Source organism: Fluviibacterium sp. S390, from assembly GCF_049800695.1.
In the GTDB taxonomy this organism is placed as follows: domain Bacteria; phylum Pseudomonadota; class Alphaproteobacteria; order Rhodobacterales; family Rhodobacteraceae; genus Meridianimarinicoccus.
This window is the reverse complement of record NZ_JBNAFN010000004.1, coordinates 125,202-147,766: the sequence shown is the minus strand read 5'-3', so window position 1 is coordinate 147,766 and position 22,565 is coordinate 125,202. Positions and strand designations below refer to the sequence as shown.

18 protein-coding genes and 1 pseudogene are annotated in these 22,565 nt (G+C 65.6%); 4 read left to right on the top strand and 15 right to left on the bottom strand.

Annotation, left to right across the window (positions count from 1 at the left end; translation table 11 throughout):
* Positions 1-18 precede the first annotated feature (18 nt).
* From cls to ACP15K_RS04930, 4 genes are all read right to left on the bottom strand, one after another.
* Positions 19-1,452 (bottom strand): cardiolipin synthase, encoded by a 1,434-nt coding sequence (gene cls / locus ACP15K_RS04945; protein WP_424989965.1) that lies wholly within the window; start codon positions 1,450-1,452, stop codon positions 19-21.
* A gap of 88 nt (positions 1,453-1,540) precedes the next feature.
* Complete coding sequence (locus tag ACP15K_RS04940) at positions 1,541-2,776, bottom strand: efflux RND transporter periplasmic adaptor subunit (protein WP_193141436.1); 1,236 nt, start codon at positions 2,774-2,776, stop codon at positions 1,541-1,543.
* A 3-nt stretch (positions 2,777-2,779) separates the two neighbouring features.
* Positions 2,780-5,143 (bottom strand): FtsX-like permease family protein, encoded by a 2,364-nt coding sequence (locus ACP15K_RS04935; RefSeq protein WP_424989964.1) that lies wholly within the window; start codon positions 5,141-5,143, stop codon positions 2,780-2,782.
* The gene (locus ACP15K_RS04930; RefSeq protein ID WP_424990001.1) at positions 5,140-5,868 is read right to left on the bottom strand and encodes an ABC transporter ATP-binding protein; all 729 of its coding nucleotides are present in this window, start codon (positions 5,866-5,868) and stop codon (positions 5,140-5,142) included. Before ACP15K_RS04930 ends, ACP15K_RS04935 begins: the two co-directional genes overlap by 4 nt.
* Before the next feature lie 210 nt (positions 5,869-6,078).
* On the opposite strand from ACP15K_RS04930, the gene ACP15K_RS04925 reads away from it, so the two are divergent.
* The 4 genes and pseudogenes from ACP15K_RS04925 to ACP15K_RS04910 form a co-directional block, all read left to right on the top strand.
* Positions 6,079-6,957, top strand: coding sequence for a metal ABC transporter substrate-binding protein (locus ACP15K_RS04925; protein WP_424989963.1), 879 nt, complete (start codon positions 6,079-6,081; stop codon positions 6,955-6,957).
* Positions 6,954-7,838 (top strand): manganese/iron ABC transporter ATP-binding protein, encoded by an 885-nt coding sequence (locus ACP15K_RS04920; protein WP_193141437.1) that lies wholly within the window; start codon positions 6,954-6,956, stop codon positions 7,836-7,838. Before ACP15K_RS04925 ends, ACP15K_RS04920 begins: the two co-directional genes overlap by 4 nt.
* Complete coding sequence (locus ACP15K_RS04915; protein ID WP_424989962.1) at positions 7,835-8,731, top strand: metal ABC transporter permease; 897 nt, start codon at positions 7,835-7,837, stop codon at positions 8,729-8,731. Before ACP15K_RS04920 ends, ACP15K_RS04915 begins: the two co-directional genes overlap by 4 nt.
* Positions 8,728-9,537: pseudogene (locus ACP15K_RS04910) on the top strand (metal ABC transporter permease); the annotation flags it as partial. The gene ACP15K_RS04915 and the pseudogene ACP15K_RS04910, both read left to right, overlap by 4 nt.
* A gap of 65 nt (positions 9,538-9,602) precedes the next feature.
* Here the strand turns inward: ACP15K_RS04910 and ACP15K_RS04905 are convergent.
* The 11 genes from ACP15K_RS04905 to ACP15K_RS04855 all read right to left on the bottom strand — a co-directional run bounded on the left by ACP15K_RS04905 (position 9,603) and on the right by ACP15K_RS04855 (position 22,520).
* Positions 9,603-11,663: a TRAP transporter permease gene (locus ACP15K_RS04905; protein WP_193141440.1), complete on the bottom strand. Its 2,061-nt coding sequence runs from the start codon at positions 11,661-11,663 to the stop codon at positions 9,603-9,605.
* A gap of 1 nt (position 11,664) precedes the next feature.
* Positions 11,665-12,684 carry a TAXI family TRAP transporter solute-binding subunit gene (locus ACP15K_RS04900; RefSeq protein ID WP_193141441.1) on the bottom strand — a complete coding sequence of 340 codons (1,020 nt, stop codon included), beginning with the start codon at positions 12,682-12,684 and terminating at the stop codon, positions 11,665-11,667.
* Positions 12,685-12,786: 102 nt separating this feature from the next.
* Positions 12,787-14,250: an exopolysaccharide biosynthesis polyprenyl glycosylphosphotransferase gene (locus ACP15K_RS04895; RefSeq protein ID WP_193141442.1), complete on the bottom strand. Its 1,464-nt coding sequence runs from the start codon at positions 14,248-14,250 to the stop codon at positions 12,787-12,789.
* 122 nt (positions 14,251-14,372) lie between these two features.
* A complete protein-coding gene (locus ACP15K_RS04890; protein WP_193141443.1) occupies positions 14,373-15,530 on the bottom strand; it encodes a Gfo/Idh/MocA family protein in 1,158 nt (385 codons plus the stop codon).
* The gene (locus ACP15K_RS04885; RefSeq protein ID WP_193141444.1) at positions 15,530-16,585 is read right to left on the bottom strand and encodes a sugar phosphate isomerase/epimerase family protein; all 1,056 of its coding nucleotides are present in this window, start codon (positions 16,583-16,585) and stop codon (positions 15,530-15,532) included. Before ACP15K_RS04885 ends, ACP15K_RS04890 begins: the two co-directional genes overlap by 1 nt.
* A 27-nt stretch (positions 16,586-16,612) precedes the next feature.
* A complete protein-coding gene (locus tag ACP15K_RS04880; RefSeq protein WP_193141445.1) occupies positions 16,613-17,665 on the bottom strand; it encodes a LacI family DNA-binding transcriptional regulator in 1,053 nt (350 codons plus the stop codon).
* A gap of 7 nt (positions 17,666-17,672) precedes the next feature.
* Positions 17,673-19,295, bottom strand: a complete 1,623-nt coding sequence (locus ACP15K_RS04875) for a dihydroxyacetone kinase subunit DhaK (protein ID WP_424989961.1) — start codon at positions 19,293-19,295, stop codon at positions 17,673-17,675.
* Between the two features lie 12 nt (positions 19,296-19,307).
* Positions 19,308-20,303 carry an ABC transporter ATP-binding protein gene (locus ACP15K_RS04870; protein WP_193141447.1) on the bottom strand — a complete coding sequence of 332 codons (996 nt, stop codon included), beginning with the start codon at positions 20,301-20,303 and terminating at the stop codon, positions 19,308-19,310.
* Complete coding sequence (locus tag ACP15K_RS04865) at positions 20,296-21,393, bottom strand: ABC transporter ATP-binding protein (RefSeq protein WP_424989960.1); 1,098 nt, start codon at positions 21,391-21,393, stop codon at positions 20,296-20,298. The genes ACP15K_RS04870 and ACP15K_RS04865 overlap by 8 nt, the downstream gene beginning before the upstream one ends.
* Before the next feature lie 3 nt (positions 21,394-21,396).
* On the bottom strand, positions 21,397-21,585 hold the full coding sequence (locus ACP15K_RS04860; protein ID WP_193141449.1) for a hypothetical protein: 189 nt from the start codon (positions 21,583-21,585) through the stop codon (positions 21,397-21,399).
* On the bottom strand, positions 21,582-22,520 hold the full coding sequence (locus tag ACP15K_RS04855) for a carbohydrate ABC transporter permease (protein WP_193141450.1): 939 nt from the start codon (positions 22,518-22,520) through the stop codon (positions 21,582-21,584). The genes ACP15K_RS04860 and ACP15K_RS04855 overlap by 4 nt, the downstream gene beginning before the upstream one ends.
* Positions 22,521-22,565: the final 45 nt, after the last annotated feature.

Here is a 22,565-nt window from a genome sequence, read left to right as displayed (position 1 = left end):
CCGGTCATCCCCCGTCGATCACAGCACCGGTCCGATGGTGGCGATGGCGTTGTTCCAGATCCGCATGTGGACAGGCCAGGCGTGCACATGCTCCAGATGCACCGCCTCGGATCGAGCCACATAGCTGGCCTGGCGGTCGCAGACGGCCTGCGTGACACCCGCATCTTGCAGCAGGATGTTGTTTTCATAGTTCAGGTCGAAGCTGCGCAGATCAAGGTTGGACGACCCGATCAGCGTCACCAGACCATCCATCGTCAGGGTCTTGGCATGCAACAGCCCGCCCTCGTATTCGAAAATCCTGCACCCCGCCGTCAGAAGCTTGCGATAGTAGCTGCGGCTGGCGGCGGCGACGATCCAGCTGTCATTGCGTCGGGGAAAGATCAGCGTCACCTTCACCCCGCGATGGGCCGCGGCGCACAGCGCCTCCAGCACGGTGGCGTCGGGCACGAAATAGGGCGTGGACAGGGTCAGCGTGTCCTGCGCGCAGGCGATCAGGCTGGAAAACATCTGCGGGGTTGCGCCCCGACGCTCGGTCGGACCATCACCGATGACCTGCGCCGGAAAGCCCTCCGCCCCGTCGTTGGGTTTCAGCGAGAAACGGTCCAGCGGCTCGTTGGTCGCGGCGATCCAGTCGCTGAGAAACAGAAGTTCGTTCTGGGTCACGATCGGGCCTTCGAATCGCAGCATGATATCGACCCACGGCGCGTATTTCGCCTTCACCTGAAACTCGGGATCGGCCGAGTTGCGGCTGCCGCAATAGGTGATCCGGCCGTCGATCACGGTGATCTTGCGATGGTTGCGCAGATCGACACGGCTGGTCAGCAGGGTGCGCGGCAGATTGTTCAACGGCAGGGCCACGGCGATCTGGACGCCGGCTTCCTTCATGCGCGCCCACAGCTTTGACTTGATCATCACGCGCGACCCCAGCCCGTCGGCCATTGCCCGGCAGGTCACGCCCCGGCCTGCGGCGCGGATCAGCGCCTCGGCGACCTCGGTACCGGTCTTGTCGGTCAGCCAGATGTAGTAGAGCACATGCACCTGCTCGGTCGCGGCATCGATATCGGCAATCAGGCTGGCATTGGTGTCGGCCGCATCGGCCATCAGCCTGGCCCGGTTGCCGTCAACCGGGTTGAACCCGTTGATCGAAGCGGCATAGCGGAAGGCCGGGCGGTACTTCGGGTCAATCAGCGTGTCGGATGTTTGGGGCGAGCCCATCATATCGGCGGCCCTGGCCCGGATCTGGTGGAAGATCCGATTGTGCCGCTTGTCGGCCTCATGCCCGATGTCGATCTCGCCGAACAGGAAATAGATGACGCTGCCGAAATACGGCACCATGATCAGCACCACGAACCACGCCAGTCGCGCCGGCGGGAACAGGTCGTCGCGCAGCAGGATCCGGATGGTAAAGGCGACAACGATACAGAAGTGAAAAATTAGCAGGATCGAAACCATTTGTGCTCCTTGCTGTCCAAGCGGCGCGGGCAGAGACGATGGTTTACCAGTGACGAAGACTGGGCGGATCGGCAACCCCGGACCAAGGTCAATTGACCACCCTGCGGGCAATGGCGGCACCATCCGTGACCGCAGTCGAGGGGTAGAGGATGACCAGATCCCCGGCCTCGAGCCCGGCCAGCACTTCGGCCTGAACGCCGTTGTTGCGGCCAATCTCGACCGGGGTCACGCGGGCCTTGCCCTCCTGCGCCCGAAACACCGCCCAGTCGCCGCCGCTGCGAAACAGCGCGCTTGAGGGTACACGCAGGGCGTCTTCCTGTTTCCAGACCACGATCCGCGCTACCACCCGATAGCCGTGTCCCAGCGCCTTGCGCTCCTCCGCCGGGCCGGACAGGTCGACGGTCACCGGGACGCGCTGTTCCTCGACCCCCAGTGCGGAAAACTTGGTGACGGCCAGCGGGTCGATGCGGATGACCTTGCCATGCAGGGCGGTGGGGCCGCCCCAATCCTCGATGATGACCTGATTGCCGATCTCGACCTGCACCGCATCCGACGAGATCAGATCGACCACCACCTCCAGTGCACCCTCGATATCGCCGATTTCCATGATCGGCGCGCCGGCGGGCAGCGTGGTTTCGCTTTGCTGCATGATGCGCAGGATGCGCCCGTCGGTGGGCGCATGAAGCGGAATGTCGTCGCTGCGCGGATTGCCGATGGCCGAGGCCAGCCCCTGATCGTCAAAGCCGATCAGTTGCGCCCGTGAATTGGCCAGATTGGCTTCGCGCATCGAGATCGCGGCCTCGGCGGTTTCGACCTGGGCTTCGGCCACGCGATACCCCTGCTGGACCCGGTCCAGCGTCGCCGGGCTTGTGTGCTGACGGTCGGCCAGGGTTTCGGCGCGGCGCAGATCGGCCTCGGCCAGATCGCGGTTGGCGATGGCGGCGTTCAGATCGGCGCGCGCAACCCGCAGCGCGGCTTCGGCGGCCTGGACCGCCGCCAGCGCCTGTTCGCGGGTGCGCACGTCCAGGGCCGCCGGGTTGGTGGGCAGCATATGCGCCACCACGGTTTCGCCCCGGATCACCGGATCGCCGGGGTCCACCTCCACCCGCTGCAACCGGCCCGCCACCGGGGTCGAGACGATATAGGCCTCGGCCACGCGGGTGCGGCCCTCTTCGTCGATGGTCACCATCATCGGCCCGCGCGTCACCTCGTCGAGATCGACCATCACCGGTCGGGGCCAGAAGGCCGCCGCCAGCGCCCCGGCGATCAGAAGGCCGGTGATCAGCGTCAGCACCAGCCGCGATCTCTTTCTTGCCCTCGCCATTGTCTACTCCCGTGTTTTCAGCGCCTCGATCAGATCGGCGCGGTCCAGATCGCGTTTTACCAGCCCGCCCGAGACCACGGCGGCCAGCAGCACTACGATCATCGCCTGACCATAGCTGGCGGGATCGAAGACCGCCGGGATCTGGTACAGATCGTTGGAAAAGCCCTGCGCGATCCCGAAGGACAGGTAATACCCCATCACCGCCCCCAACGGCAGGGCCATCACCGTCACGACGGCCAGTTCCCCCAGCAGGACAAAGGCCGCCTCGCCCTTGCTGAAGCCGATCACCCGCAGCGAGGCCAGATCGCGCGCGCGCTCGGCCAGGGCAATGCGGGCGGCGTTGTAGACGATGCCGAAGGTGATGACGAAGGCGATGGAACCCATGACATAGCGGATACTGCCCGCGCCGGTGTTCATCTGCGCCAGCAGCGCATCGCGGGCCTGCGACTTCAGACTGACCCCGACAACCGTTGGCAAATCCTTCAGTGCGGCATAGATCGCGGTCTCGGAGTTCTCGTCGATGGCCAGATAGGCGCCCGACACCCGTCCGGGCTCGCCAAGCGCCCGGTTCAGCGCGGCCATGTTCATGTAGGCGGGTGCGCCCAGCAGGGTCTCGGCCACGCCCGACACCGGCAGATCCAGCACCGGCTGCCGACCCTCGCGCACCTCGACCCGCAGGGTATCGCCGGGCGCGATGTTCAGCACATCGGCCAGCGCACGCGACAGGACCACGCCGTGATCGGGCGGCTCGATCGGGGCCTGATCCCTGTCCAGCGCGCGGTACAGCTCGGCCATTTCCGGCAGGCCGATCAGCCCGCCGCGATAGGTGATCAGCCCGTTGCGCAACACGGCGCCGACATGGCGCAGGGGTTCGACCCTTTCGACACCGGGCAGACGCGCCAGTTCCAGCAGGGTCTTGTCGCTGACCGGATGGGTGAAGGTGACCGTCACATCGCTGCGGTCGGTGACCGAGAAGGTCAGGTCGATGGTGCGGTTGAACCCGGCCATGATGGTGATCATCGACACCGACAGCGCCATGCCCGCAGCGATGCCGATGGTGGCCCCGGCCATGCGTCCGAATTGCCGGGTGATCCGGCGCAGCACCATGCGCGACGGCTGATCCAGAATCCGGCCCAACGCCCGACCCACCTGCCCGGTGCGGCTGAAGTCCGGTGGTGCCGGGGGGCGCATGGCCTCGGCCGGGGTCAGGGCAAAGACCCGCCGCAACACCATCAGCCCGCCGCCCGAGGCCGCAAGGATGCTGACCACCACCCCGATGACGAAGGCGGCCGGATCCAGTTGGAAGACCAGAAAGGGAAACTTGAAATAGTCGGAATAGAGCCCGATCATCGCCCGCCCCGCGCCAATGCCGAACAGGCATCCCGCCAGCGCCCCGCCCGAAGCGATGGCAAGGATCAGTTTGAAATAGTGCAGCCCGACCTCGCCGTTGGAATAGCCGAAGGCCTTCATCAGACCGATCTGGCCGCGCTCGGCCTGCACGATCCGGCTGACGACGATGTAAAGAAGGAAGGCCGCCACCGCCAGAAAGATGGGCGGCACCGAGGTCGAGGACGCCTCCAGACCCGCGATCTCCTCGGAGGCAAACCGGTTCGAGGTCTGGTCGGCCAGCGGATAGGCGCCCAGCCCGCCATAGGACTTCAGCAGACGATCCGCCGCCGCGATCACCGCGTCGTCACTGGCGCCCCGCGCCAGCCCCAGAAGCGCCTCGTTGAAAGCGCCGTCCATATCATAGGCCGCGGCCAGCCCCCGCCGCCCCATCCAGATCACGCCGAATCGGGCATCATCGGGCACCAGTTCCCCCGGCGCGGTGGTGTACAAGAATTCGGGACTCTGCGCCAAACCGACGATGTCAAAGCTGCGGCGGGCGCCGTTCATGGTGGCGCGCAGATGATCGCCGGGGCGCAGATCATGGGCCGCGGCGAAACTTTGCAGCAGCACGATCTCGTCGGGCCGTCCCGGTGCCGGCAACCGGCCATCGGTCAGGTAGACATCGTTCAGCGCCGGCCGGCGATGCTCGGGCAGCGACACCGCCTGCGCCTGCACCGGCAGCACCTCGCCCGGCAGATCGATCAGCGCCCGCCCCTGCACCCGCGTCTGCACCGCCGACACGCCGGGGATCTCGGCCAGACGATCGCCCAGGTGTTCCGGCGCACGGCTGACCGGCGCAAAGACATCGGCCAGCCGGTAACGTTCATAGTACGCATTGCGGGTTTCGGTCAGCGAGGCCGTCAGCCCGGTCATCATCACCAGCATCATCACGCCCATGGCGATCACCGCGCCGATGGCCGTGGCCTGCCCCTTGATGCGCCACAGGTCGCGCAACAGCTTGTGATCCAGCGGGCTCACCAGACGATCTCGGACGGAGGCAGCTTGACGGTGTTGCGCACCACCTCGCGGATGCTGCCGTCGGAAAAATGGATGACCCGGTCGGCCATGGCCGCCGTGCTGGCATTATGGGTCACCATCAAGACGGTGGAGCCAAGCCGTGCGTTCACGTCGTGCAACACCTGCAACACCGCGCGGCCGGTTTCGCTGTCCAGCGCGCCGGTCGGCTCGTCACAGAACAGAACCTCGGGCTGCTTGGCGATGGCGCGGGCGATGGCGACGCGCTGTTGCTCGCCCCCCGACAGTTGCGCCGGAAAATGATCGCTGCGCTTGTCCAGCCCGACCAGCCGCAGCGCCTCGTCCGGGTCCATCGGATCTGCGGCGATCTCGGTCACAAGCTCGACGTTTTCATGGGCGGTCAGGCTGGGCATCAGGTTGTAGAACTGAAACACGAAGCCCACGTGTTCGCGGCGATAGCGGGTCAGGGCCGCATCGCTCATCTCGGACAGGTTCTGGTCACGGAAATACGCAGTTCCGTCCGTGGCCCGGTCCAGCCCGCCGATGATGTTCAGCAGCGTGGATTTTCCCGACCCTGAAGGGCCCAACAGCACCACGATCTCGCCCTGCGGAATTTCCAGATCGACGCCGCGCAGGGCATGCACCGCCGCGCGGCCTTCGCCATAGACCTTGGTCAGACCGTGGGTCGCAAAGGCCAGCCTGGTTGTGTCAGACGCCCCAGTCCGCATTGGCCCGCTGTCGGTCGCTGTCCGATGCATCAGATCCCATCCATAGGTGTCGCGCCAAGGTAAGCAGCAATCACGGCGAAAAGCTAGGCGGTGACCCAAAGCGGATTAACTTGAGACTAATTCGCAATTGCATTGCCAGTTGCGAATGGCTTGCATATAGTGCCGCCATCACCCCCAGCGAGAGGTTGCCCCGTGATCCGTTTGCGTCTGATGTCCAAGGCTCTGGTGCTGTGCTGTCTGGCCGTGCCCCTGCAGGCCGATGACAAGTTCAAGGCGGTGACCACCTTCACCGTGCTGGCCGACATGGCCCGGAACGTCGCCGGGGACGCCGCCGAGGTGGTGTCGATCACCAAACCCGGTGCCGAGATCCACGGCTATTCCCCGACCCCGCGCGACATCGTGCGGGCGCAGGATGCCGACCTGATCCTGTGGAACGGGCTGAACCTGGAACTGTGGTTCGAGCAATTCCTGTCCAACCTCAGCGATGTGCCCTCGGCCACGTTGACCGATGGCATCGATCCGATCCCGATCTCTGAAGGCTCCTATGCCGGCAAGTCCAATCCCCATGCCTGGATGGGCGTCGACAACGCGTTGATCTACATCGACAATATCGCGGCATCCTTCTCGACACACGATCCGGACAACGCCGCCATCTATGCCGCCAACGCGGAAAGCTACAAGGCCCGGATCACCGAGACACTGGCGCCGCTGCGCGCTCGCATCGCCGAGATCCCCGAGGACAAGCGCTGGCTGGTGACCTGTGAAGGCGCATTCAGCTATCTCGCGCGGGACTTTGGCCTGAACGAGCTCTATCTCTGGCCGATGAACGCCGATCAGACAGGAACGCCGCAACAGGTGCGCAAGGTCATCGACGGGGTGCGCGACAACGCGATCCCGGCAGTGTTCTGCGAAAGCACCGTCTCGGATGCGCCCGCCAAACAGGTGGCACGGGAAACCGGCGCGGCCTATGGCGGGGTGCTGTATGTGGACAGCCTGTCGAAACCCGACGGCCCGGTGCCGACCTACCTGGACCTGCTGCGCGTGACTTCGGAAACCGTGGTGAACGGGCTGAGCGGGGACGGCACATGAGCCTTGCCGAAACCCTGTCCCCCACCGCCCCCGCGCAGTCCAGCGGCATCTGTGCGCGCGACGTGACGGTGACTTATCGCAACGGCCACACCGCCCTGCGCAATGCCAGTTTCGAGATCCCCACCGGCACCATCGCCGCACTTGTGGGCATCAACGGTGCGGGCAAATCGACCCTGTTCAAGGCGCTGATGGGCTTTGTGCCCGCCGCCGCCGGCACCATCGAGGTGCTGGGCATGAGCGTCCGGCAAGCGCTGCGCCGCAACCTTGTCGCCTATGTGCCGCAGGCCGAAGAGGTCGACTGGTCCTTCCCGGTGCTGGTCGAGGACGTGGTGATGATGGGCCGCTACGGCCACATGGGGTTTCTGCGCCGTCCGTCGAAGGCCGACCATGCGGCAGTGGATGCGGCCCTGGGCCGGGTCAACATGCGCGAGTTCCGCCAGCGCCAGATCGGTGAGCTGTCGGGCGGCCAGCGCAAGCGCGTCTTCCTGGCCCGCGCGCTGGCGCAACAGGGGCGGGTGATCCTGCTGGACGAACCCTTTACCGGCGTCGATGTGAAGACCGAGGATCAGATCATCGCCCTGCTGCGCGAATTGCGCGCCGAGGGCCGGGTGATGCTGGTGTCCACCCACAACCTCGGCTCGGTGCCCGAGTTCTGCGACCGCACCATTCTGGTGAAGGGCACCGTGCTGGGCTATGGCCGCACTGAAGATGTCTTCACCCGCGAAAAGCTGGAACTGGCCTTCGGTGGCGTGCTGCGCCACTTCACACTGGAGGGCGCCGACCTGCACGACGACGACGATCCGCGCCGCCTGAATGTCATCACCGACGATGAACGCCCGCTGGTCTTCTATGACGATGACGACGGGGCCGGCCCGCGATGAGCCTGCTTCTGGAGCCTTTCAACTACGGCTACATGACCAACGCCATGTGGGTCTCGGCCCTTGTTGGCGGGGTCTGCGCCTTTCTGTCGGCCTACCTGATGCTGAAAGGCTGGTCGCTCATCGGCGATGCGCTGAGCCATTCCATCGTGCCCGGCGTTGCGGGGGCCTACATGCTGGGCCTGCCCTTCGCCTTCGGGGCCTTCCTGTCGGGCGGGCTGGCGGCCGGGGCGATGCTGTTCCTGAACCAGCGCTCGGGCCTGAAAGAGGACGCGGTGATCGGGCTGATCTTCACCTCGTTCTTCGGGTTGGGGCTGTTCATGGTCTCGCTTTCGCCGATGTCGGTCAGTATCCAGACCATCACTTTGGGCAATATTCTGGCCATCACCCCCGAGGACACGCTGCAACTGGTGCTGATCTCTGGCGTGTCTCTGGCCGTGCTGCTGGCCAAGTGGAAGGACCTGATGGTGGTGTTCTTCGATGAAAGCCACGCGCGGTCGATCGGGCTGCGGCCGGGACTGCTGAAAGTGGTGTTCTTCACCCTGCTGTCGGCCTGCACCGTGGCGGCGATGCAAACGGTGGGCGCCTTTCTGGTGATCGCACTGGTGGTCACGCCGGGTGCCACCGCCTATCTGCTGACCGACCGCTTCCCCCGGCTGATTGCCTTGTCGGTGGTGATCGGGGCCTCGACCAGTTTCCTGGGGGCCTATGCCAGCTATTTCCTGGATGGCGCCACCGGCGGGATCATCGTGGTGCTGCAAACCCTGATTTTCCTGATCACGTTCTTTGTTGCGCCCAAGCACGGCATGCTGGCCGCGCGCCGCAAGGCCGCCGCAGCACTGAAAACGCCCCCGGCCCCGCCGACCGCCACGCAACGGGTGGAACCCGCGGAATGATCGACACCCTGCTGCAACCCTTCCAGTTTCCCTTCATGCAGAACGCCTTCTGGATCGCGGCGATCATCTCGATCCCGACGGCGCTGCTGTCCAATTTCCTGGTGCTCAAGGGCTGGTCGCTGATGGGCGATGCGGTCAGCCACGCGGTGCTGCCAGGGGTGGTGCTGGCCTATGTCGCGGGCATCCCGCTGATCATCGGCGCCTTCGCTGCGGGCATGATCTGCGCCCTGCTGACCGGATTTCTGGACACCAACAGCCGCATCAAGCAGGACACGGTGATGGGGGTAGTTTTCTCGGGCATGTTCGGGCTGGGGCTGATCCTGTTCACCAGCATCGAGACCGACCAGCACCTTGACCACATCCTGTTCGGCAACATGCTGGGGGTCGGCGTGCAGGACCTGTGGACGGCCGGCCTGATCTCGGCGTTTGTGGCGCTGATCCTGCTGGGCAAATGGAAGGACCTGCTGCTGCACGCCTTCGATCCGGCACAGGCGCAGGCCAGCGGTTTGCCGGTGAAATGGCTGCACTACGGGCTGCTGTCGATCCTGTCGCTGACCATCGTCGCGACCCTGTCGTCGGTGGGGATCATCCTGGCAATTGCGCTGCTGATCTCGCCCGGTGCCATCGCCTTCCTGCTGACGAAACGGTTCGGGCACATGCTGTGGATCTCGGTTGTGGTAACCCTGATCGCGGCCCTAGGCGGCACCTATCTGTCATTCTTCCTCGACAGCGCACCGGCGCCGACCATCGTGCTGGGGCTGACGGTGATGTTCCTGCTGGCCTTTGCCCGGGGGGTGTTGCTCACCCACTTTTCGCAACTGGGGGTCTTATGTATCGGGGCCCGGCCGCTACGGCCGGCCACGAAGAGGTCTTACGCGGCGGCGGCGGCCCGCATGCCACGGACGTTCAGGACCAGAAGCCCGATGACCGCGACGGCCCCGCCCGCCTGGATCAGCGGAGCGCCCGGCCAGAGGCAGGCCAGGCCGGCCACCAGCAGGATGACACGCAACACGGGGCCGACCTTGGCTTCCATGCAGCCCTGCATCCCGGCGGCCAGCGCATAGATGCCCAGCACCGCGAAGCCGAACACCCAAAGCGCCGCCCCCCAATCCCCCGACAAAAGCGGGGTATAGGCGAACAGCACCGGCACGATGTACAGCCCCTTGGCCAGTTTCCAGCTGGCCACGCCGGTCGCCATGGCCGGCGCCTTGGCAATCGCCGCCGCCGTGAAGGCGGCCAGCGCCACCGGCGGCGTGACGTTGCTGTCCTGACTGAGCCAGAAGATGATCATATGTGCCGACAGCAAGGCCGCCAGCGTCACTTCGGGCGGGACGGTCAGATCGCGCAGCGGACCGGCCACTTCCAGCGGCAGGTTGCGCACCAGCTCGCGGGCCGCTTCAAGCGACATGGGCGCGGCGAATTCGGCCATCCGCTCAGGCGCGGCCAGCATCAGCACCGCTTGCGCCGCCGGGTCCAGCGCCCCTTGCACCAATGCGTCGATGACCGCCCGGTCGGCAATCATCCCGGCCAGGGCCGGGGCCGACAGGGTGGCCAGCACGATATAGGCCGCCGTCACTGGCAGGCCCATGCCCAGGATCAGGCTGGCCAGAGCCACCAGCAGGATCGCCACCAGGATATGACCCCCGGCCCATTCGGCGATCATCAGGCTGAAGGTGTTGCCGACACCCGCCGTGGCGATCACGTTGACCACAAGACCCACCGAACACAGCAGCACCGCCGTCATCATCATGTTGCGCGTGCCCAGGGCCAGCGCCTCGATGATGGCGCGGGGGCCCATGCGGGTCTGGGTGAACCAGCTGGACACGATCACCGCGACGATGCCGAAGACCGCCGCATAGGTGGGCGTGAAGCCACTGACCAGCATCCCGATCAGCAGGCCGATGGGAATGACGAAGCTGGCGCCGCCCTTGCGGAAGGCCGAGCCCAGAGTCTCGCCATCCGACGGGATCGGCGGCAGGTTGGTGCGTCGCGCCTCGATCCGCACGAAGAAGGCGACCGACAGGAAATACAGCAGCGCCGGAAGGGCGGCGACCGCCACGATTTTCTCATAGGGGATCTGGGTGAAACTGGCCATCACGAAGGCGCCTGCCCCCATGATCGGCGGCATCAGCTGCCCGCCGGTCGAGGCCGCGGCCTCGACCCCGCCGGCAAAGGTGGGACGGAAGCCCGCGCGTTGCATCAGCGGGATGGTGATGACCCCGGTCGAGGCGGTGTTGGCCACCGCAGAGCCCGAGATGGTGCCGGTCAGCCCGCTGGCGATCACCGCCACGATGCCGGGTCCGCCGACCCAGCGGCCCGCAACGGCGCGCGCCAGGGCAATCACGAAATCGCCCGCGCCCGAGCGCAACAGGAAGGCCCCGAAGATGATGAAGAGGAAGACATAAGTTGACGAGATCCGCGCGATCGAGCCGAACATCGCGTCATCGCCGTAGATCGAGCGGAAGATCACGGTCTCCCAGCTCAGCCCCGAAAAGCTGAACACGCCGCCAACCCAACTGCCCCAGACCGTCACATAGGTGATGGACAGAATGATCAGCGAGGGGATGATCCAGCCGGTCAGGCGGCGGGTCAGTTCGATGGCCCCCAGGATACAGATGCAGGCCGCGGCCCAATCCACCGGCGCCAGCTTGACGCCGCGGGCGTAGATGGCGTTTTCGGCAAAGCTCAGGTGCACCGCTGCGATGGCCACCACGGCCCCGAATACCGCATCGATGGCTTGCGCCGTCTGTGTCCGATGGCCGCTTTTTGTCATCGGTGTCAGCAGTGCTGCGAGGAAGGCAAAGCAGGCGAAGTGCCAGGCGTTGCGCTCCAACTCGGACACCACGGGGAAAATTGCGAGGTAAAGATGCGCCACCGCTACGGTGGCGCAAAAGGCAGTCAGCACATGCTGAGCCAGGGTTTTCAGGTCCATCTTACTTGGCGATCAGACGCTCGGGGATCTCGACCCCGGCTTCCTGATAGTACCGCGCGGCACCGGGGTGCAGGGGCAGCGGCAGGCCCGAGATTGCCTTTTCGATGGCCATCGCCTTGGTCGCCGGATGGATCGCCTGCAGAAAAGCAAGGTTCTCGTAGATCGCCTTGGTGATCAGGTAGATGTTTTCTTCCGGAACATCTGCGTTGGTGGCCAGGAAGTTGGGCTGCGCGATGGTGGTCACGTCCTCGGCCTGACCCGGATAGGTGCCGGCGGGGATCAGGTATTCGGTCCACAGTTCACGACCGCCATCGGCGGCAGCGCGTTGTTCGGGCGTGAAGTTCAGCAACGTGACCTTGTCCCCCGCCGAGGCCAGCAGCTTGCTGACGGCGCCCACGGGCACACCGGCCGGGGTGCTGATGCCCGAAACCTGGCCGTTCTGCAGTGCTTCGGCCGAGGGGCCATAGCCCGCGTGCACCAGCTCAAAGTCAGTGTAAATGTCCACCCCGAGCCCGGCCATCAGCGCCGCGTTGGACCCGATGGTGCCCGAATTCTGGGTGCCAAGCGCCATCGAGTCGCCTTTCAGCGCCACCATGTCGGCGACGGTGCCGGTTTCGGCCTTGTCGCTGGCCAGCACGAAGTGTTCCACGTTCTGCCACAGCATGGTGACCGAGCGCAGGTTCTCCTGCACGCCCGAGCTTTCCAGCGGGCCGGTGCCGGTGGCCGCGTAGTGGCCATAAAGGCCCTGAAGGATGCCGAACTGGGCTTCATTTTCGCGAAGCAGCCGCACGTTTTCGCCCGAACCGGCCGAGTTGATGGCCGACATGCCGATCCCTTCGGTCGGCTGCAGCTTCACTTTCACAAGTGTCGCCAGCGCCACGCCGACCGGATAATAAGTGCCGCCGGTCGATGCGGTGGCAAGGATGTAGTTGCCTTCTTCGGCCTGCGCCACTGGAGCGGACAGACCGGCGGAAACGGCCAGAGTCAGCGCGGCCGCGGTCGCGCGTGTGAACATGTTCATTCAAGAACCTCCCGGTTGTTCAGCGGGCCGATCCCCGTCGGCCCTTGAGAAAACCCTACGGCGGGCAGTCGGGCAGGCCAACCCCCGACGACACCGGACGGATCAATACGCACGCCTTGTGTCCAGCAAACTCAGCGGTGTGCGCAAAAGAATGGCAAGGTCCAGCCAGAGCGACCAGTTCTCGATGTAGAACAGGTCGTGGGCGAACCGGTGGCGCAGACTTTCGGGGTCATCGACCTCGCCGCGCCAGCCGTGGATCTGCGCCCAGCCTGTGATGCCCGGCGGCAGCCGGTGGCGCGCGGAATAGCCCTGCACGATCTGCGCGAAGCGTTCCTGCCGGCTGGAGCGGGCATCGACGGCATGCGGACGCGGCCCGACCAGAGACAGCGATCCATCCAGCACATTGAACAGCTGCGGCAGTTCATCCAGCGAGGTCTTGCGCAGGATGCGGCCCACCCGCGTCACCCGCGGGTCACCGCGGGTGACGATCCGGCTGCCGCGTGCGTCGCATTGATCGGCAAACATGGTGCGGAACTTCCAGACCCGGATCAGGCTGTCGTTGAAACCGTGCCGCTCTTGCCGGAAGAAGATCGGACCGCGACTGTCGAGGCGGATCGCGAGCGCCACGGCCAGCATCACCGGGGCAAGACTGACCAGCATCGCCGCACCAAGGGTCAGGTCGAACACGCGCTTGGCCAGGCGCCGCTCCGCCCGGAAGGTCGCGGGCAGCAGCGCGGTGCCATCGGGGGCATCGGCAAAACTGAAATCCTGACTGAAGGCGCTCAGGTGCACCGGCACCGGCAGCACCCGGAATTTCTCCAGCAGTTGCCCGATCCGTTCCTCTGCCGTGGGCGGCAGGCACAGGATGATCAGATCGATCTCGGCCAGCCGGCAGAATTGCACCAGATCGTCGAAACTGCCGATCTTGGGCACATCCAGCACCACGTCCGGCGCGCGCTTGCCGGTGCGGTCGTCGAAAATCCCGCAGATGCGCACCTCGTTGCCGCTTTGCTCGGACAGGCCACGCACCAGCCGCTCGGCCTCGGGGCCGCCGCCCGCCAGCACCGCACGGCGCGCCGTCAGCCCGCTGGCCACGGCCCAGTCGGCCACCAGCGACAGGCAATACCGCAGCGGCACAAGGACCAGCGCAAAGCCGGTCAGTCCGGCCCAGAACACGCCGCCGGGCAGGCTTTGACCCAAGCCCGCCACGCCCATCGCCACAAGGGCGAACAGGTATCCAGGCAGGGTGCGCGGTAAGCTGCGCCGCGCGTCCACCATCACCCGCAGGGCATAGCCGCCAAAAGCCGCCGTCAGCCCAAGCGCCAGCATCGCCATGCCGATCCCGGCCAGACCGGCCATACCGGGATGGAACAGCGCGACCGGGGTGGCCGCGTATTGCACGAACCAGAAGGTCACCGACAACACCAGCCCTTCGATCCCGGCCGCTATGGCAGCCAGGCGGATCGGCGCGAGAGAGGGACGGGCCAGCCCCTTGGCGACCTGTGCGGCAGCAGCACTCAGGCTTTCGGGCGGGGGGACAGCAATGGACAACTCAGGACGCGACATGACAGTTTCCCAGACGACACGGATGGCGCGCAGCCTAGGGGGCAGAGGTTAAACCTTTCTCAGCGCCGGTCGCGGCGGCGCAAACGCGGGCCGGGCGATCCGCAGATCCCCGGCTCGACGCGCTACTTGTCCAGCGACACCCAGGCGGCGTTGCGCTTGGAGCTTTCGACGCAGGCGGCCACGAATTGCACGCCCTTCAACCCGTCCTGAATGGTGGGATAGGTCACCGCCGGGTCAGGCGCGCTCCCGTCGCGATGGGCGATGATCGCCTCGGCGGCCTCGCTGTAGATATTGGCGAACCCCTCCAGATAACCCTCGGGATGGCCCGGCGGTACGCGGCTCATGCGACCGGCGGCGGCCCCGGCCCCGGCACCGTTGCGGGTGATCAGGCGCTTGGGCTCTCCGAACGGCGTGAACCACAGGTTGTTGGGATTCTCCTGCTCCCATTCCAGCCCGCCCTTTTCGCCGTAAACCCGCAGCTTCAGCGCGTTCTCGTTGCCCGGCGCCACCTGGCTGCACCACAGCATCCCACGCGCGCCGCCCACATAGCGCAGCATCACATGAGCGTTGTCATCCACCTGCCGCCCCGGCACGAAGGCCTGGATGTCGGCGGCAAGGCTTTCGGCGGTCAGCCCGGTGACGAAACAGGCGAGGTTGTAGGCATGGGTGCCGATGTCGCCGGTCGAGCCCCCGGCCCCGGTGCGCGCCGGATCGGTGCGCCATTCGGCCTGCTTGAAAGTTTCGTCCTGTGTCAGCCAGTCCTGCGCATACTCCACCTGCACCACGCGCAGCGCCCCCAGTTCGCCCGCATCGACCATCTCTTTCGCCTGCCGGATCATCGGATATCCGGTGTAATTGTGGGTCAGGATGAACAGCGCGTCCGAGGCCTCTGCCGCCTTCACCAGCTTCTTGGCGTCGGCCAGGGTCGAGGTCAGCGGCTTGTCGCAGATCACATGGATGCCGCGCTTCAGAAACTCGCGCGCGGCGGCATAGTGCACATGGTTCGGGGTGACGATGGACACGGCCTCGATCCCGGTCTTCAGCCGCGCCTCGCGGATCGCCATCTGCTTGTAGTCATCATAGATGCGCGGCAGGCCAAGCGCCGCGCCGCTGGCCTGCGCCTTTTCCGGGGTCGCGGACAGGGCGCCTGCCACCAGTTCGAACTTGTCGTCGATGCGCGACGCGATGCGATGCACCCCGCCGATGAAGGCATCATTGCCACCGCCGACCATGCCCAGACGGATACGGCGGCCAAGGTTTTCGTTGCGTCCTGTCACCATCAGTCGATCCCCAGCATCTTGCGGTTGGCCGCGTCATCGGTGCCGCCGTCGGCGAAATCGTCGAAGGCTTTTTCGGTGACCCGGATGATGTGGTCGGTGACGAACTGCGCGCCTTCGCGGGCACCGTCTTCGGGATGCTTCAGGCAGCATTCCCATTCGACCACGGCCCAGCCGTCGAAATCATTGGCGGCCATCTTGGAGAAGATCGCCGCGAAATCCACCTGCCCGTCGCCCAGACTGCGGAAGCGCCCGGCCCGGTCCACCCAGCTTTGATAGCCCGAATAGACCCCCTGCCGCCCGGTCGGATTGAACTCGGCATCCTTGACGTGGAACATGCGGATGCGGTCGCGGTAGATGTCGATGTTGTCGAGGTAATCGAGGCATTGCAGCACATAGTGCGAGGGGTCGTACAGCATGCAGGCCCGCGCGTGGTTGCCGGTGCGTTCGAGGAACATCTCGTAGGTCACGCCGTCGTGCAGATCCTCGCCCGGATGGATTTCATAGCAGACATCGACGCCGCAATCCTCGGCATGATCCAGGATCGGACGCCAGCGCCGTGCCAATTCGTCAAACGCGGTCTCGACCAGCCCGGCCGGGCGCTGCGGCCACGGATAGATATAGGGCCAGGCCAGCGCGCCGGAAAACGTCGCATGCGCCCCGATGTCCATGTGGCGCGAGGCCGTCAGCGCCTTCTTCACCTGATCCACCGCCCATTCCTGGCGCGCCGCCGGGTTGCCCCGGACCTCAGGCGCAGCGAAGCCGTCGAAGGCCGTATCATAGGCCGGGTGCACGGCCACAAGCTGCCCCTGCAAATGGGTCGACAGTTCGGTCACCGCGACCCCGTTTTCGGCGGCCTGCCCGGTGAACGCGTCGCAGTAGTCCTTGCTGGCCGCGGCCTTGTCCAGATCAAACAGGCGGCCATCCCAACTGGGCACCTGCACCCCTTTATAGCCGCAGTCGGCGGCCCATTTCGTGATCGCGTCCCACGAGTTGAACGGCGCCTCGTCGCTGGCGAATTGTGCCAGAAACAGGGCCGGGCCCTTGATGGTCTTCATGGTGTCTCCTCCCCAATGCTCCGCCCTTCAGGGCGGTGTGTTTTCCTTCAGATGAATGTCGATGCGGATACGCTCCTGCGCGGCGTTGAACGGCACGTCATCGGCGGTGGCCCGTAGCAGCCGCACAGCCGAGCGTACCAGATGGCCCGCGTCCTGCGAAATCAGCGCGTCGAACAGCCCAGCGTGCAGGGCGGCGCGCGTCATGGGCGTCAACTCGTGTGCAATCACCACCACGTCGCCGCCCGGATCATGCTCGGACAGGAAGCGGATCAACCCGGCATTGCCCGCCGCCGAAGAATAAATGCCGCACAGGTCCGGATAGCTGGCAAAGACCTGTGGCAGCAGCGCCCCGATCAGGTCGGGATCGTCGCGCCCCTCGACCGAGGCGACCACGTCCAGATGCGGAAAGTCCCGCGCCATCACCAGATCGAAGCCCTGCCGCCGTTCCAGATGGTCGCGCGCCAACCGCGAGCCGGTGATCACCAGCACCTTGCCCGTCCGGCGCGCAAACCGGCCCATCAGTTGCGCCGCCGTTCGCCCGGCGGCAACATTGTCGATGCCGACGAAATGATCCCGGTCGGAACTGGGCAGGTCCGACACCAGCGTCACCACCGCAATCCCCCGGGCCCGGGTGCGCCGCACCGCGTCGCGCACCGCCGGGGTTTCCGGGCCGAAGACCGCCACCCCGTCGGTCGAGGACCGCTCCAGCCGGTCAAGGATGCGCACGATGTCCTGCGGCTCGAAAGGGGCGGCCTGCCGGACCGAGATCCGGGTCCGCTCGTTGACCAGCTTGCCGGCCTGTTCGGTGATCTGGCTGCGCAGGGCCTGGACGAATTCATTGCCGTTGTCGGGCAGGATGAACAGCAGGTCATAGACCCGCTTGCGCGCCAGATTGGCCGCCGCCGTGTCGCGCACATAGCCCAGTTCGGCGATGGCGTTCTGCACCTTCTCGATGGTCACGCGCCGCACGCCCGGACGTTCGTTCAGAACCCGGTCCACGGTGGCCAGACTGACCCCGGCCACACGCGCGATGTCGTTGACCGTAGGTTTCTGGGCGGTATGGACGTCCGGCTTCGTCACCCCGAAATCAGCCGCCCATTACGGCGGCCAGCCCTTCGAACAGCAGCGCGACGGCCTCGGCCCCGGGGTCGTTGTGTCCTTTCAGGTTTTCCTCGGGCACATAGGCCGCGCGGCCCGCCTTGGCACGGTGGATCGCGGCGGTGCTGTCGGCCCCGGCCCGCGCGGCGGCGGCGGCGGCGGCGATGCCCTGCGGCAAGGCCTCAAGCGCCGGGGCGAGCGCATCGACCATGGTGCGGTCGCCCACTTGCGCGCCGCCCACCTGAGACACCCGCGTCAGACCATCGACCAGCGCCCGAGGCACCGGCGCGCCCTTGGCACAAGCGTCCCCGGCAGCGTTGAAATAGATCGCCAGGATCACCCCGGAGGAGCCGCCCATGGTCTGGCTCAATTCATTGCCAAGCGCCGGGAACAGTTGTGTCAGATCGGCCAGCGGCATCCGCCCCAGCCCCTGTTTCAGCGCCCGCGCCGCCGTCGCCAGGGTCGCGCCGGTGTCGCCATCGCCGGATTTCGCGTCCAGCTCGTTCAGCCTGCCCTCGGCCCCGACCAACAGATCGCAGACCCGTTCGATGATCGCATGGGTGCGCGGATTGTCCGACGGGATCGGCTTGATCGGCGTTAAACCATCGGGCAGCGGGGTGACCCGGATCGGCACCAGTTCGGCCATCCCCGGCCAGGCGGGCAGGTTCACGGGGGCGGCCAGCGCCTGCAATTCGGCCTCGGTCGCATCCAGCACCGAGACCGAGAACCCGTGCATGTCGAGCGAGGTCATCAGCGGCGCCGGGCCGATCAGATGACCCACCGCGCCGCTTTCGGTCAGCGCATGGGTCAGCACCGACATTTCCAGCGGCGTGGTCGAGCCCAGGTTGTTGACCAGCGCCACCTTGTTGGCGCCGCCCAGTCGCGGGCGCAGCTTTTCGATCACCGTGTCCATGGCGTGCATGGCGGTCGAGAATTCGACCTGCTCGACCCCCGGCTCGCCGTGGATGCCCAGCCCCAGTTCGGCCTTGCCCGGCGCGATGCGATCTTCCTTGGGCGAGCCGGGCACGGTGCAGGTGTCCAGGCTCATGCCGATGCTGGCCACCCGTCCGATCACGTCGCGCGCCGCAGCCGCGACACTGGCCAGATCGGCCCCGGCCTCGGCCATGGCCCCGGCGATCTTGTGCACGAACAGCGTGCCCGCCACCCCGCGCGGCTGCGGCAGGTCCGGCAGCGCCACGTCATCATCGACCACGACCATCTCGACCTTGCGGCCAAGCGCCCGCGCCCGTTCCGCCGCCAGCCCGAAGTTCAGCCGGTCCCCGGTGTAATTCTTGACGATCAGCAAACAGCCCGCCGCCCCGGTCACAGCAAGAATGCCCGCCAGCACCGCGTCCACCGAGGGCGAGGCAAAGACCTCGCCACAAACCGCCGCGGTCAGCATCCCCTTGCCCACGAACCCCGCATGGGCCGGTTCATGGCCCGAGCCGCCGCCCGAAATCAGCGCCACCTTGGAGCGGTCCCAGTCGGACCGGTACACCACCTTGATATGCGGGTAGCCATCCAGCCGCGACAACGCCCCGCCCGAGCCTGCCAGCAGGCCGTCGATGGCCTCGGTCACCAGATTTTCCTTGGCGTTCAGAAACTGTGCCATGTCTGTCCTCCCTCAGAATACACGGGCGCCATCGGCGCTGAAATATAGCGGCGCCTGCGGGCTAATCTTGATCGTGGTGTCAGCGGTGTAATCTTCGTGGGCGTCGATCACCGTGGTGATCGCATGGCCCCGAAGCTCCAGATGCAGGCGGGTCTGGTCGCCCAGGTGTTCCGCGCGGATCACCCGCGCCTCGACGCCCTCGCTGCCTTCGCGAATGTTTTCCGGGCGCAACCCGATCAGCGGCCCCTTGTGGCTTCCGGCAAACAGATCCGACGGCAGAACGTTGATCCGGGGCGAGCCCAGTCGGCTGGCCACATAGATGCTGGCGGGGTTTTCATAGACTTCGCGCGGGGTGCCGTATTGCACCAGACGGCCTTCCTCCAGCACCCCGATATGGGTGGCCATGGTCATCGCCTCGATCTGGTCGTGGGTCACATACAGCAGGGTCGAGCCCAGATCGGCGTGAATGCGTTTCAATTCCACCCGCAGATCGGCGCGCAGCTTGGCATCCAGCGAACTCAGCGGCTCGTCCATCAGGTAGATCGACGGATCGCGCACCAGCGCCCGGCCGATGGACACGCGCTGCATCTCGCCGCCCGACAGTTCGGTGGCCTTGTTGTCCAGCTTGTGCGGGATCTGCAGCACCTCGGCGATGCGCCGCACCTTTTCGGTCACCTCGGCCTCGGGCGTCTTCAGGATCGGCGAGCGCAGCGGGAACGCCAGATTTTCCCGCACCGTCATGTGTGGATAAAGCGAATACTGCTGGAACACCATCGCCACGTCACGCTGCGCCGGGGTCTCGGTGCCGACGTTGCGCCCGCCGATGGTGATCTGCCCCGTGTCGAGCTTTTCCAGCCCCGAGATCAGCCGCAGGGTCGTGGTCTTGCCCGCCCCGGTCGGCCCCAGCAGCACCACGAAAGCGCCATCGGCAATGGTCATGGTGATGTCGCTGACCGCCTGCGTCTTGCCGTACGCCTTGGAGATCCCTTCCAGCGTGACCTCAGCCATGGGACAGCACTCCTTCATTCAGGGACGAGCGCAACGCCCGCCCGCTGCCGCGATCGAACAGGGTGACGGCTTCGGACTTGAAATCCAGCCCCACATGGGTGTCGGGCTGCACGTTTGTCGCCGCACTGATCCGCGCCTTGATCTCGCCGTTGGCGGTTTCCAGCGTCAGGATCTGGGTGGTGCCCAGATATTCGGTGGCCAGCACGCGGGCGCGGTAATTGCTGGCGTCGGACAGCCGCACATGTTCCGGGCGCACCCCGAAGACCAGATCGCCCTCGGCCCCTTCGCGCAGCGCCGGCACCTGGGTGTCATGGCCGTTCAGCCCCACATGGGTCGCCCCTGGCCCGACCTTGCCCTGGAAGTCGAGGAAATTCATCGACGGCGAGCCGATGAAATTGGCCACGAACATGGTGGCGGGTTTGTCGTAGATTTCCTGCGGGGTGCCGAATTGCTCGACCACCGCGTTGTTCATCACCACGATCTTGTCGCCCATCTGCATGGCCTCAAGCTGATCGTGGGTGACATAGACCGTGGTTGCCTCCATGCGGTCGTGCAGGGCGCGCAACTCCTCGGCCATATGTTCGCGGAACTCGGCGTCCAGCGCCCCCAGCGGCTCATCCATCATGAAGGCCTTGGGCTCGCGCACGATGGCCCGGCCAAGCGCCACGCGCTGGCGGTCGCCGCCCGACAGCCCGCCCACCGGCTTGTCAAGGATATCCTCGATGCCGAGGATCTTGGACACTTCGGCCACCTTCTCGCGCACCTTGGCGCGCGGCATGCCTTGCGACACCAGCGGATAGCTCATGTTCTTGCGCACGTTCATGTGCGGATACAGGGCGAACATCTGGAACACGAAGGCGATGTCACGTTCGGACGGCGGCCGCTGGCTGATCTCTTCGCCATCGAGAAATATCTCGCCGGAAGTGGGCAGCTCCAGCCCCGCGATCATGCGCAGCGTCGTGGTCTTGCCGCAGCCCGACGGGCCCAGCAGCATGAAAAACTCACCGTCTTCGATGGTGAAGGAACTTTCCCGCACGGCGGTGAAATCGCCGAAATTCTTCTGGAGGTTCCGGATGACGATCTGGGCCATGGGTTACTCCGGGAAGTGGCTGACGACGATGAACATCACCGTGCCCACCAGCGTGACGATGAAGGAATAGGTGAAGGCCCACAGCACAAACGGCTGCATCAGCATGAACACCCCCAGGGCAATCAGGATGGTGGCCACCATTTCCCAGGGACCGCGGCGCAGGCGCATCAGGCCGGACAAGAACTGGATCATTTGCGAACCGCTCCGAAGGTGATCCCGCGCAGCAGATGCTTGCGCAGCAGGATGGTGAAGATCATGACCGGCAGCAGGAAGATCGTCGCGCCAGCCGCCACCGCGGGCCAGTCCAGCCCGCCGATGCCGATGATCGTGGGAATGAAGGGCGGTGCTGTCTGCGCCGTGGCCGAGGTCAGCAGCACCGCGAAGGCATATTCGTTCCACGCGAAGATCAGGCAGAAGATCGCGGTCGAGGCGATACCGGTGGCGGCCTGCGGCAGCACCACCTTGTAGAAGGCCTGAAACCGCGTGTAGCCGTCGATCAGGGCCGCCTCTTCGTATTCGCGCGGGATCTCGTCGATGAAGCCCTTCAGCAGCCAGACCGCAAGGCTGATATTCACCGCCGTATAAAGCAGGATCATCCCCAGATGCGTGTCGGACAATCCCAATTTCCGGTACATCAGGAAGATCGGGATGGCGACGGCAATGGGCGGCATCATCCTGGTACTGAGAATGAAGAACAGAAGGTCATCGGCCAGTGGGATCTTGAATCGACTGAAGGCATAGGCCGCCAGCGTACCCAAAAAGATCGACAGGAAGGTCGAGCCGAAGCCGATGATGACCGAGTTCAGGAAGCGTTCGCCGAATTTCGACGGCCCGACGATGACCATGTCGTACTTGCGCACGATGTCGTCGGCCCAGTTTTGCGGCGGGTTCTCGGCCAGGAATTCCTGCGTCTGCCGGGTGCGGGTGGTGAACAGGTTGACGTAGCCTTCCAGCGTCGGCTCGAAGATCGCCTTGGGCGGATAGCTGATCGAATCCGCCGGAGATTTGAACCCGGTCAACAGGATCCAGACCAGCGGCAGCATGGTGATCAGCGCGTAGGTGATGACCAGCGTGCCAGCCAGCCATTTCGACCGGTTCGACGGTGTGGTGACGGAAAAGCTGCTCATGACGCGGACACTTTCACTGAAAGAAAACCGGGGCGCGGGGCGGGA

Coding starts and splice junctions, on each gene's coding strand:
- cls (WP_424989965.1), bottom strand. CDS start 1,452: ATGGTTTCGATCCTGCTAATTTTTCACTTCTGTATCGTTGTCGCCTTT.
- ACP15K_RS04940 (WP_193141436.1), bottom strand. CDS start 2,776: ATGGCGAGGGCAAGAAAGAGATCGCGGCTGGTGCTGACGCTGATCACC.
- ACP15K_RS04930 (WP_424990001.1), bottom strand. CDS start 5,868: ATGCGGACTGGGGCGTCTGACACAACCAGGCTGGCCTTTGCGACCCAC.
- ACP15K_RS04925 (WP_424989963.1), top strand. CDS start 6,079: ATGTCCAAGGCTCTGGTGCTGTGCTGTCTGGCCGTGCCCCTGCAGGCC.
- ACP15K_RS04920 (WP_193141437.1), top strand. CDS start 6,954: ATGAGCCTTGCCGAAACCCTGTCCCCCACCGCCCCCGCGCAGTCCAGC.
- ACP15K_RS04915 (WP_424989962.1), top strand. CDS start 7,835: ATGAGCCTGCTTCTGGAGCCTTTCAACTACGGCTACATGACCAACGCC.
- ACP15K_RS04905 (WP_193141440.1), bottom strand. CDS start 11,663: ATGGACCTGAAAACCCTGGCTCAGCATGTGCTGACTGCCTTTTGCGCC.
- ACP15K_RS04900 (WP_193141441.1), bottom strand. CDS start 12,684: ATGAACATGTTCACACGCGCGACCGCGGCCGCGCTGACTCTGGCCGTT.
- ACP15K_RS04895 (WP_193141442.1), bottom strand. CDS start 14,250: ATGTCGCGTCCTGAGTTGTCCATTGCTGTCCCCCCGCCCGAAAGCCTG.
- ACP15K_RS04890 (WP_193141443.1), bottom strand. CDS start 15,530: ATGGTGACAGGACGCAACGAAAACCTTGGCCGCCGTATCCGTCTGGGC.
- ACP15K_RS04885 (WP_193141444.1), bottom strand. CDS start 16,585: ATGAAGACCATCAAGGGCCCGGCCCTGTTTCTGGCACAATTCGCCAGC.
- ACP15K_RS04875 (WP_424989961.1), bottom strand. CDS start 19,295: ATGGCACAGTTTCTGAACGCCAAGGAAAATCTGGTGACCGAGGCCATC.
- ACP15K_RS04870 (WP_193141447.1), bottom strand. CDS start 20,303: ATGGCTGAGGTCACGCTGGAAGGGATCTCCAAGGCGTACGGCAAGACG.
- ACP15K_RS04865 (WP_424989960.1), bottom strand. CDS start 21,393: ATGGCCCAGATCGTCATCCGGAACCTCCAGAAGAATTTCGGCGATTTC.
- ACP15K_RS04860 (WP_193141449.1), bottom strand. CDS start 21,585: ATGATCCAGTTCTTGTCCGGCCTGATGCGCCTGCGCCGCGGTCCCTGG.
- ACP15K_RS04855 (WP_193141450.1), bottom strand. CDS start 22,520: ATGAGCAGCTTTTCCGTCACCACACCGTCGAACCGGTCGAAATGGCTG.